The following is a 9,853-nucleotide window of genomic DNA, read 5'->3' on the forward strand; positions in this document are numbered from 1 at the left end:
GGGCACCGAACACCTGGCCCTCGGTCATGAAGCCGGCATCGACGAGGTTGTCGAGCACGACGTTGGCGCGGGCGCGCGCGGCGGGCAGGTTGATGTGGGGCGCGTATTTCGTCGGCGCCTTGAACAGGCCGGCGAGCATCGCCGCCTCGGCAAGCGTCACGTCGCGCGCCGACTTGTTGAAGTAGAAATGCGCAGCGCCGTCGACGCCGAACGTGCCGCCGCCCATATAGGCGCGGTCGAGATAGAGCTTGAGGATCTCGTTCTTGGTCAGGCGCCATTCCAGCCAGACCGCGAGGAAGGCCTCGTTGATCTTGCGCTCGATGGTGCGCTCGTTGCTCAGGAACAGGTTCTTGGCGAGCTGCTGGGTGATCGAGGAGCCGCCCTGGCGGACGCCGCCGGCTTGCGCGTTGGTGACGAGCGCGCGCGCGGTGCCGGCGATGTCGATGCCGAAATGCTCGTAGAAGCGGCGGTCTTCGGTCGCCAGCGTCGCCTTGATCAGGACGTCAGGAAAATCTTCCAGCGGGATCGAATCGTTGTGCTTGATGCCCCGGCTGCCGATCGGGTTGCCGTAGCGGTCGAGGAACGTCACGGCGAGGTCCGACTTCTTCAGCCAATCCTCGTCTGCGGTCTCGCGGAAGGCAGGGATGGCGAGGATCAGCATCAGCACCATGCCGCCGAGGCCGATGGTTGCGGCTTCCGACAGCGGCTCGATGAACACCCAGCGCTTCCACCGCCCGACATAGAAGCGGTCCATGAAGGTCGAGTAGCGCTCGTAGAGCTCGCGGATGCCCTTCGCCGAGGAGAACAGCGAGGAATCGATGCGTGCATCGAGGTCCAGGAAGAAGTTCCTGATACGACTCTTCCAGTTGGATGGTGTGTTCTGGACCACCTAGAACCCTTGAGGCTCGGTTCGAAAGCGTTCAAGCACCCGGCCGGGGCGGCATCGAGACGTCTTGCGGGATTGTTGCGGCAAACCCAAGGCGCCCGGTTTCGCGCACCAAAGGGGACTTGCTGTTCTTCTAGCCGAGCGGGGCCTATAAACCAATGGTCAGGCTCGCAATTTTGAACAACAGGCCTAATTGAACCCCGGTTCAATACGGGCCCCGCAAGGGTGTTCGTTGCAGTCTCACAGCCGCGCGCCCTAGATGGCGCTCGCCCTAGCTCTTTGGATCAGTATCAGGCGCATGACCGCAGTACGCAAACCACCTTCCGACCAGGATGGATTCTTCTGGAAAACCAAGAAGATGGAGGAGATGTCGACGGCCGAATGGGAGAGCCTGTGCGACGGCTGCGGCCGCTGCTGCCTGAACAAGCTCGAAGACGAGGATACCGGCGAGATCTATTTCACCGATGTCAGCTGCAAGATGCTCGATTCCTGCACGGCCGGCTGCAAGGACTACGCGAATCGCTTCGACTTCGTGCCGGACTGCGTTGTCATGACCCCGGAAAAGGTCCGCACTTTGTCCTGGCTGCCGCCGAGCTGCGGCTACAGGCTGGTCGCGCAAGGCCGCGATCTCTACTGGTGGCACCCGCTGATTTCAGGCGATCCCAATACGGTGCACGAGGCCGGCGTCTCCGTGCGCGGCCGCGTCGCGGGCACCGAGGACGAGATTCCGGACACCGAGCTCGAGCACTATTTGGTGCAATGGCCGGGGCAGGTGCCGAAGCGGGCACGCCTGAAGCGACGCCCCAAGGACTGATCGGCCGGCCCACTCTCATCACGTGTTCGGGATGGCCGCGACGCGGGATGCACCCATGCGCCGCGATGCCTGCCTGAGGAGAAGTTTGCTGTTTAGATTGTTCTGATAGAACGAATCCTTCGCGGCATTGCACCGCAACACGCCCGATCCGACAGTCCGAGATGAACCAGTTCACACGGCAGAGCAGCCAGGCTGCCGATATCCAGACGTTGCCCGACGACATCGCCGAGGAACTGACCCGTCTTCCGGGCGAGGTCATCAGCGTCAGCGACGCGCCCCCGATGTCGCCGCCGGTGCCGCTGACCTCAGATGAGGTTCGCACCATCGTCATCAGCCTGATGCTGACGATGTTCCTGGCCGCCCTCGACCAGACCATCGTCGCGACCGCGCTGCCGACCATCGGGCGCCAGTTCCAGGACGTCTCGAACCTGTCCTGGGTGATCACCGCCTATCTGCTCGCCTCGACCGCGGTTGCGCCGGTATTCGGCACGCTGAGCGACATCTACGGCCGCAAGGCCATGATCATCGTGTCGCTGAGCCTGTTCGTCGCCGGCTCGATCCTGTGCGCGATCGCGCCGAGCATGCCGATGCTGATTCTTGCGCGCGGTCTTCAGGGACTGGGCGGCGGTGGCATCATGCCTGTCGTGCAGACCGTGATCTCCGACGTCGTCTCCCCACGTGAGCGCGGCCAGTACCAGGCCTATTTCTCCAGCGTCTGGATGGTGGGCGGCATTTTGGGCCCCGTCATCGGCGGCGTGTTCGCCGAGCATCTGCACTGGTCGATGATCTTCTGGATCAATCTGCCGCTCGCAGCCGCAGCGCTCGCGCTGCTGCTGCCGAAGATGAAGAAGATCCCGGTGTTCCACCGCAAGCGCAAGGTCGATTGGCTCGGCGGCGTGCTGCTGATGGCCTCCGCTGTCGTCTTCATGCTGGTGCTGACCTGGGGCGGCACGCGCTATAGGTGGTTGTCGCCGACCGTTATGTCGATGGTGGGGGGTGCAATCGCGCTCGCGTTCACCTTCGTCTGGCACGCGCGCCGCGCCGACGAGCCGTTCCTGCCGTTGCCGTTGCTGAGCGGATCGGTTGCGCCCTTTGCGCTGACCGCAGGCGGCTGCGGCCTCGGCGCCATCACCGGCCTCACCGTGCAGTTGCCGCTTTATTACGAGTCGGTCTATCACCTCAGCGCCAGCGAGGCCGGCCTTGCACTGATCCCGCTCGCTGCGGTCTCGACCGTCGGTGCGGCGGTCGCCGGTCGCACCATGGCGCGCGCCAAGCACTACAAGCGCGTCGCCATCATCGGCACGTCCTGGGCCGCGATCTGCGCACTCGGCCTCACGCTGACGACCTTGCCGTTGTGGGGCCTCTTGACGCTGATGGCTGCGTTCGCGCTCGGCCTCGGCACGACATTTCCGGTCTGCGTGGTCTCGCTGCAGAACTCCGTCGCCCGTCCGCTGGTCGGCACCATCACCGGCGCGATGAATTTCTTCCGCTCGCTGATGTCGTCCTTCACGGTCGCAGCTTTCGCCGCCATCCTGCTGATCGCGCTCGGCGCCGACATTCCGCTGGCCGGCGAGCATCACGCCGCAGGCAGCATCCCGGCGATCCCGGCCGACGACATGCGGCATGCGTTCCGCTACGTCTTCGCCGCTGCGACCGCGCTGATGGCCACCGCCTCGCTCTGCCTGATCCTGATGGAGGAGCGGCCACTGGCCGGTCCCTCCAAGGTGCAAACCGTGGAGATGGCGGAGTAGGGCGCTTTATCCGCCGCGATCGGGATCGTCGCCAGGTGCCCGTCGTGCTCGGGCAGCAAGATGGCTCTTGAGCTTCGCCAGCGCCTCAGCCGACCAATCATTGACATCAGTGACCGCGACCCAGGCATCGACGTAATGCTCGGGCGCGTAGACATGGCCAAAGCCCATCGGCGTGTGAGTTGCGACCGCCATGTCGAGCGCGAGCTGCAGCATGGTGACGATGGGATACCATCGCAGCTCCGGTGCTACGTCGGGCCCGCGCGGCGCGTTCATCCAGGCAGGCGGCTGATAGGCGTCGCGGTAGGCGAAGAACGTGATCGCGTCGCTGGCATATTGCAGATAGACGACCCGCATCGCTCCCCAGGGCCTATCCGGCGGTACCGTCGGCCCGTTCTGGTTCATGAAGCGCACGAAGCGGCTGTCGCGGAATTCCGGCAGCCAGGCCGGTGTATCAGGATTGCGGTTGTCGGTGATCGAGCGCCAGATGCGGCTCTCGAACGGCGCGCCGCTCCACAGCGCGCCGGCAATGGGATCGCCGATCGTCTCGAACAGCTCTGCTGATTTCTCCGAGTTCATGGCGCCGAGGCTGAGCCCGTGCAGATACAACTTCGGCCGCTGGTCCCTCGGCAGCGTCGTCCAGTAGCCGTAGATTTCGGCGAACAGGGCACGCGCGGCTGCTGCGCCGTATTCGGGCTGAAACAGCAGCGACAGCGGACTGTTGAGATAGGAGTACTGCATGGCGACGCTGGCGACATCGCCATGATGGAGATACTCGACCGTATCCATCGCTGCCGGATCGATCCAGCCTGTGCCGGTCGGCGTGATGACGATCAGGATCTTGCGTTCAAAACCACGCTGGCGCTTGAGTTCGGCGAGCGCAAGCCGCGCGCGTGCCTGCGCCGTGTCGCCGGCCGCGAGGCCGACATAGACGCGCACCGGCTCCTGCGCGGGATGCTCCGTGACGGCGCTGATCTCGGCTGCGGTCGGACCCGAGGCAATGAACCGGCGCCCCATGCGCCCGAGCTCCGTCCACTTCACCAGGGATGCCGGGCTTCCTGTCTTGCCGGCCGAGGTCGGCTGCGCCCGCTCGGGCTCGAAGAGGACGTCGAGTTCGCGGAAGGAGGAATCGAGGGCGTTGAAGGCGGTGCGGATCAGGAGATTGTTCGCGATCGACCAGAACAGCAGGCCTGCGGCGATCACGCCGATGACAGTGGCGACCTTGCGCGGAATGATACGCCGCGCGCCGACAGCGAGAATGTAGGCCAAAAGTGCGAACAACCGCCCCAGCACCAGCAGCACGACGAACGTGATCAGCGCGATGAGGCACACTTTGAGCGGATGCGCGGTTTCGACCGGCGCCATCTTCATCACGCTACGGATCGCGTTCTGCCATGCGGTCGTGCGCCAGAGCGCGACGATGACGACGAGCAGGCAGCCGGCGGCGACAAGCGCGTTCGCGACGGACCTTGCGCGCGCCGAAGGCTCGGGCAGTTCGAGATAATGCCACAGCCGGCGCCACAGCACGCCGGTGAAATAGCCGATCGCAAAGCAGCCGCCGGCCAACGCTCCTTGCGTGAGATAGCTGCGCGGAACCAGCGTCGGCGTCAGCGCCGCTGCGAAGAACAGCGCGCCCAGCATGAGGCCGACGCCGGACAGTGAGAGCAGTTGTCGCCGAACCGTCAGCGCCAGATTCACCAGAGCCCTCCCGGGCGACGCTATCCCGCCTGCGCGAGCCGCGCGTCGATCTCCTCGCGCAGCAGAGCGAAATCGATCGGCTTGGTCAACAGTCCGCTTGCGCCGCGGGCCAGCGCCCTGCCGCGCGTGTCGGCATCGCCATAGGCCGTAATCATGATGACGGGCACGTCAGGGCGCATCTCCTTCACCTTCGGCAGCATCTCGATCACGGTCACGGCTAGCCTCTGCTCTCGTGAAAATTGCTTTTGCGCGGCAATCGGATTGTGAACTCGGTAAATTCGCCCGGCAAGGTTTCGACGTCGATCGTGCCCCCATGCTGTTTCACGATGATGTCGTGGCTCATGGACAGGCCAAGCCCGGTTCCCTCGCCGGCAGGCTTGGTGGTGAAGAAGGGGGTGAACATCTTCTTGCGGACGTCCACCGGAATGCCGGTGCCGTTGTCGCGAATGCGGATTTCGACATGGCTGTCGTGCCCGCGCGTCTGCGCGATCAGGGCCGGCTCGTAGTCCCCCGTTCCGCTCTCGGCCTTGCGCGTGACGACCGCGTAAAACCCGTTGGAGATCAGGTTCAGCAGCACGCGGGTGATCTCCTGCGGGAACACTTCGATCGTGCCGGCCGCGGGATCGAGGTCGCGCTCGATCGTGACGTTGAACTGCGACTTCTCGGCGCGGGCGCCGTGATAGGCGAGGTTGAGGCTCTCCTCGACCAGCGTGTTGACGTCGGTCGGCCGGTGCTCGCCGCTGCCTTCGCGCGAATGCAGCAGCATGTTCTTGACGATGGAATCGGCACGCTTGCCGTGCTGGACGACCTTTTGGAGATTGTCCTTCAGCAAATGCGTCAGCTCGCCGACGTCCTCCCTGGTTTTGTCGTTGAGTGCGGTGGTCTGCAACAGCTCGTTCAGCTCGTCGATCAGCTCGCTCGACAGCGCCGCGAAATTGTTGACGAAGTTGAGCGGGTTCTTGATCTCGTGGGCGATGCCGGCCGTGAGCTGGCCGAGCGAGGCCAGCTTTTCGGTCTGGACCAGGCGGTCTTGCGTGGCGCGCAAATCTTCGAGCGATTTCGACAACTCGGCCGTGCGCTGCTGGACCTCGTCGAACAGCCGCGCGTTCTCGATGGCGATCACGGCCTGGTCGGCAAATGTCGAGACGAGTTCGATCTGACTGTCGGAAAACGGCCGGATGACTGACCGGGTCAAGGTCAGGGCGCCGATCGGCGTCCCCTCGCGCAGCAACGGCACCCCGAGAAAGGTGCGGGGATTGCCACTGAGCTGCTGCCCTTCGAAATCATACTCGGGATCGGCGAGGACGTCATGCACGTGAACGACGCGTCCCTCCAGCAGCGTCCTCCCGGTGATGGTACGACGTTCGGGATTGACGGGCGTTGACCTGGCGTATTCGACGAATTCATGCGGGAAGCCGTATGAGCCGGCCCTGTAGAAGACCTCGCCACTTTTCCGGGTGATGGCGGCCATATCGGCTTCGCAGAGACGCGCCGCGGATTCGACAAGCGTATCCAGCACGGCCTGCAGGTCGAACGCCGATCGGCTGATCACCTTGAGCACATCGGCAGTGGCGGTCTGCTGTTGCAGGGATTCCTCCAGGTCGCGCGTCTTGGCTTGCACCTGTTCGAATAACCGGGCGTTCTCGACGGCGATGACCGCCTGGTCCGCAAAGGTTTGCACCAGATCGACCTGGCTTTTGGTAAACGGCCCCGGTTCGGGTCGCGTCAAGACCAGCACGCCTTCGACCTTGTTGTCCCTCAGCATCGGCACACCCAGTGCCGCCCGGATCTTGACCAGCGAGCCGGCCGGCATTTGCATTTCCGCATCATCGAGAACGTCCGGGATGATTTCGACCCTTCCCGAGGCGATGACGCGTGAGGTCGCCGAACCGCGGCCCGACCGCGGCGGATTTGCCGCCCAATATTGCAGGAATTCCGGAGTGGTGCTGGACGCCGCCTTGAGCGGAAACACGTCCCCTTCGCGAAGAAAAATCGAACCACGATTGGCGCCGCTCAATTCGACGGCGGATTTGATCAGCGTTTCGAGAACGGCTTGCAGGTCAAACGCCGATCGGCTGATCACCTTGAGCACGTCGGCGGTGGCGGTCTGCTGCTGGAGTGATTCCCGCAGATCGTCCGTGCTTGTGCGCAGTTCGCGAAGCAGTCGCGTGTTCTCGATGGCGATGACGGCTTGCGCAGCAAACTGCTTGAGCAGCGAAATCTGCTTGTCTGAAAAGCGTCGGTTCTCCTGCCGGAAGATCATGACGTTGCCGACCACGCGATCGTCCTTGACGAGCGGGACGGCCAGCACCGCCCGCGCGCCGCCGAGATCGACCAGAGCGCGACGGTTGGGTTCGCCCGTGCGATAGGCCTCCGAATCCATGAGGTCGACCAGTTCCACGTAGGGCTCGCCTTGCAGCAGGCGCACCGGCGCGGTACCCGGGCCATAATGGAGGGGGCGGCTCCCGCGGTATTCGTCGTAAGCGGGCGGAAGCCCACGGGTGGCGGCAGTTTCAAAGCGCTCACCATCATACGTGTTGAGGACGCCAAAGTCCGCACCGCACAGCTGCATGGCCTTGCCAAGCATGGTGTCGAACACCGGCGCGAGGTCGCCGCCGGAACTGCTGATGATGCGCAGGACTTCCGACGCGGCGGTCTGTTGCTCCAGCGCTTCCCGCGCTTCGTTGGAGAGCCGCGCATTGGCTGCCGTACTCGCCTGCAATTGCTGCTCGAGCTCGGCAATCCTGGCTTTGAGCTCGGCCACCACGTTCTGCACGAGGGCGGTCATCCGGAAATCCATAGGGCCGACTCCAGCGGGGCCCCATTCGCTGAAAGCCGGATTATTCCATTCCCGCACCGGCTCGACCAGCCCTGTCGCAGTGCATATCGAAAGCAGCCCCGTGGAACCCCTCACGTGCCCGGCCGCGACACCTCGGTCTCCTTGCTGGTGATGAACTCCAGCAGCACCGGGACGCCTTCCCTGGTCTTCTGGATACCGCGCTTGATCGCGGGGATGATGTCCTCGGGCCTCGTCACGCGCTCGCCATGGCCGCCGAAGGCGCGCGCCATCGCGGCGTAGTCGCCGGAGATGTCGGTCGAGCGATATTTCTCGGTCGAGATCGGCATCACCTTGAGCTCGATCGCCATCGAGAAATTGTTGAGCAGGATCGACATGATCGGGATGCGCTCGCGCACTGCGGTCTCGAAATCCATGCCCGTGAAACCAATGGCCGCATCGCCCCAGACGTTGATGCAGAGCTTGTCGGGCCTTGCCAGCTTTGCACCCATCGCAAGGCCAAGGCCGTAGCCGAGCTGCGTCGTCTTGCCCCAGCCAAGATAGGAGAGCGGCGTCACAGCCTTCCAGAACGGCGAGAGCTGGTCGCGCGGGCTGCCGGCATCATGGGTGATGATGGTGTTGTCGATGTCGACGGTATGTTGCAGATCCCACAGCACGCGATAGGGATTGAGCGGCTCGTCATTGCTGGTGAGTTTTGGCATCCATTTGGCCAGCCACTCCTTGTGCGAAGCCGCGATCTCGGCCGCGACCGCCGAGGCATCGCGGTCGGCAGCGACGGTCTTGCCGATCTCCTCCAGCAATGCATCGAGCACGAGGCCGGCATCGCCGACGAGGCCGATCCTGGCTTCGACATCCTTGTTGAGATGGTTCGGATCGAGCGTCGAATGGATGATGGTCTTGCCCTTCGGCATCGCGATGCCAAAGCTGGTCTCGGTGAAGGAGCAGCCGATGCCGAAGATGACGTCGGCTTCAGTGAGGAATTTGGGCACCGCGCGCGGCACGGCGAGACCGCCGGAGCCGAGCGAGAGCGGATGAGTCTCGGGGAACGACGATTTGCCCCCCAGGCTGGTGGTGACAGGAATGGCCAGCCGTTCCGCCAATCGCTTCAGTTGCGGCCACGCCTGCGCGTAGTGCACGCCCTGGCCGGCATAGATCACCGGACGCTTGGCATTGAGCAGCAGGCTTGCTGCTTCCTTCACATGCACGGGGTCGGCGCCGTAGCGGGTGCGCAGCACCGGCGTGTAGTTCAGCGGCTCCGGCACCTCCTCATTCCACATGTCGGAGGGGATTTCGACGATGACCGGCCCGCCGCGGCCGTTCTTCAATTTGGTGAAGGCGCGACGAAAGATGTTGGCGAGCTCGGCGGCCAGGATGATCGGCTCGGAGGATTTCGCGAAGGGCTTCATCGCCTCGCTGGAATTGAAGTTCGGCTCGATATGCGCAAGCCGGCGCTGATAGCCCATCGGCAGCACCAGCACGGGAACGGATTCGCCGAAGCACTGCGCCACGCCGCCCATTGCATTCTCCGCGCCGGGGCCGTGCTGCATGCAGAATGCGCCGATCATACGCCCCGACGTCACGCGTGAGATGGCATCCGCCATGTGCACGCCGACGCGTTCCTGCCGCACCATCACGGGCCGGATCTCGGCGTTGGCCGCGTGCTCGATAAGATGATTGACGGGATACCCGCAGAGGATCTCGATCCCCTCGCGCCGCATGATTTCCGCAATGGCGGTGCCGAGCTTCATGGCGTCTCTCTCCTCAGGCTGGCCGGTTGCTCCGGCTGTTGGGGAGAGAGGATCAGGAATTTGGGGGAGGGTAAAGCGGAGGCGGGGGACGTTCGCGGTAGGTCAGCCATGCAGTGCGCTGCTGTAGCCCGGATGGAGCGAAAGCGTAGTCCGGGACGGCTG

The 9,853-nt window shown here is 64.1% G+C and carries 6 protein-coding genes and 1 pseudogene; 2 read left to right on the forward strand and 5 right to left on the reverse strand.

Features of this window, described 5'->3' with window-relative positions:
• Positions 1–889: transglycosylase domain-containing protein (locus tag AOQ71_RS48575; RefSeq protein WP_245317161.1), on the reverse strand; the 889-nt coding region annotated here is incomplete at its 3' end.
• Positions 890–1,184: 295 nt separating this feature from the next.
• Here AOQ71_RS48575 and AOQ71_RS26745 point away from each other — a divergent pair.
• Both AOQ71_RS26745 and AOQ71_RS26750 read left to right on the forward strand, forming a co-directional pair.
• Complete coding sequence (locus tag AOQ71_RS26745) at positions 1,185–1,700, forward strand: YcgN family cysteine cluster protein (RefSeq protein WP_057753061.1); 516 nt, start codon at positions 1,185–1,187, stop codon at positions 1,698–1,700.
• Positions 1,701–1,861: 161 nt separating this feature from the next.
• On the forward strand, positions 1,862–3,451 hold the full coding sequence (locus AOQ71_RS26750) for an MDR family MFS transporter (protein ID WP_057753062.1): 1,590 nt from the start codon (positions 1,862–1,864) through the stop codon (positions 3,449–3,451).
• A 6-nt stretch (positions 3,452–3,457) separates the two neighbouring features.
• On the opposite strand, the gene AOQ71_RS26755 is transcribed toward AOQ71_RS26750, so the two are convergent.
• From AOQ71_RS26755 to AOQ71_RS26770, 4 genes and pseudogenes are all read right to left on the reverse strand, one after another.
• Positions 3,458–5,089 (reverse strand): alpha/beta hydrolase, encoded by a 1,632-nt coding sequence (locus tag AOQ71_RS26755; protein WP_083514514.1) that lies wholly within the window; start codon positions 5,087–5,089, stop codon positions 3,458–3,460.
• A 77-nt stretch (positions 5,090–5,166) separates the two neighbouring features.
• Positions 5,167–5,352, reverse strand: a pseudogene (locus AOQ71_RS26760) (response regulator); the annotation flags it as partial.
• Between the two features lie 11 nt (positions 5,353–5,363).
• Positions 5,364–7,934, reverse strand: coding sequence for a GAF domain-containing sensor histidine kinase (locus tag AOQ71_RS26765; protein WP_057753111.1), 2,571 nt, complete (start codon positions 7,932–7,934; stop codon positions 5,364–5,366).
• 122 nt (positions 7,935–8,056) lie between these two features.
• Positions 8,057–9,751, reverse strand: a complete 1,695-nt coding sequence (locus AOQ71_RS26770; RefSeq protein WP_283809616.1) for a thiamine pyrophosphate-requiring protein — start codon at positions 9,749–9,751, stop codon at positions 8,057–8,059.
• Positions 9,752–9,853 lie beyond the last annotated feature (102 nt).

It is taken from the genome of Bradyrhizobium manausense (assembly GCF_001440035.1).
In the GTDB taxonomy this organism is placed as follows: Bacteria; Pseudomonadota; Alphaproteobacteria; order Rhizobiales; family Xanthobacteraceae; genus Bradyrhizobium; species Bradyrhizobium manausense.

Excerpts from the sequence above, each read along its gene's own strand:
- AOQ71_RS26745 (WP_057753061.1), top strand. The coding sequence starts at position 1,185 with ATGACCGCAGTACGCAAACCACCTTCCGACCAGGATGGATTCTTCTGG.
- AOQ71_RS26750 (WP_057753062.1), top strand. The coding sequence starts at position 1,862 with ATGAACCAGTTCACACGGCAGAGCAGCCAGGCTGCCGATATCCAGACG.
- AOQ71_RS26755 (WP_083514514.1), bottom strand. The coding sequence starts at position 5,089 with ATGCTGGGCGCGCTGTTCTTCGCAGCGGCGCTGACGCCGACGCTGGTT.
- AOQ71_RS26765 (WP_057753111.1), bottom strand. The coding sequence starts at position 7,934 with ATGACCGCCCTCGTGCAGAACGTGGTGGCCGAGCTCAAAGCCAGGATT.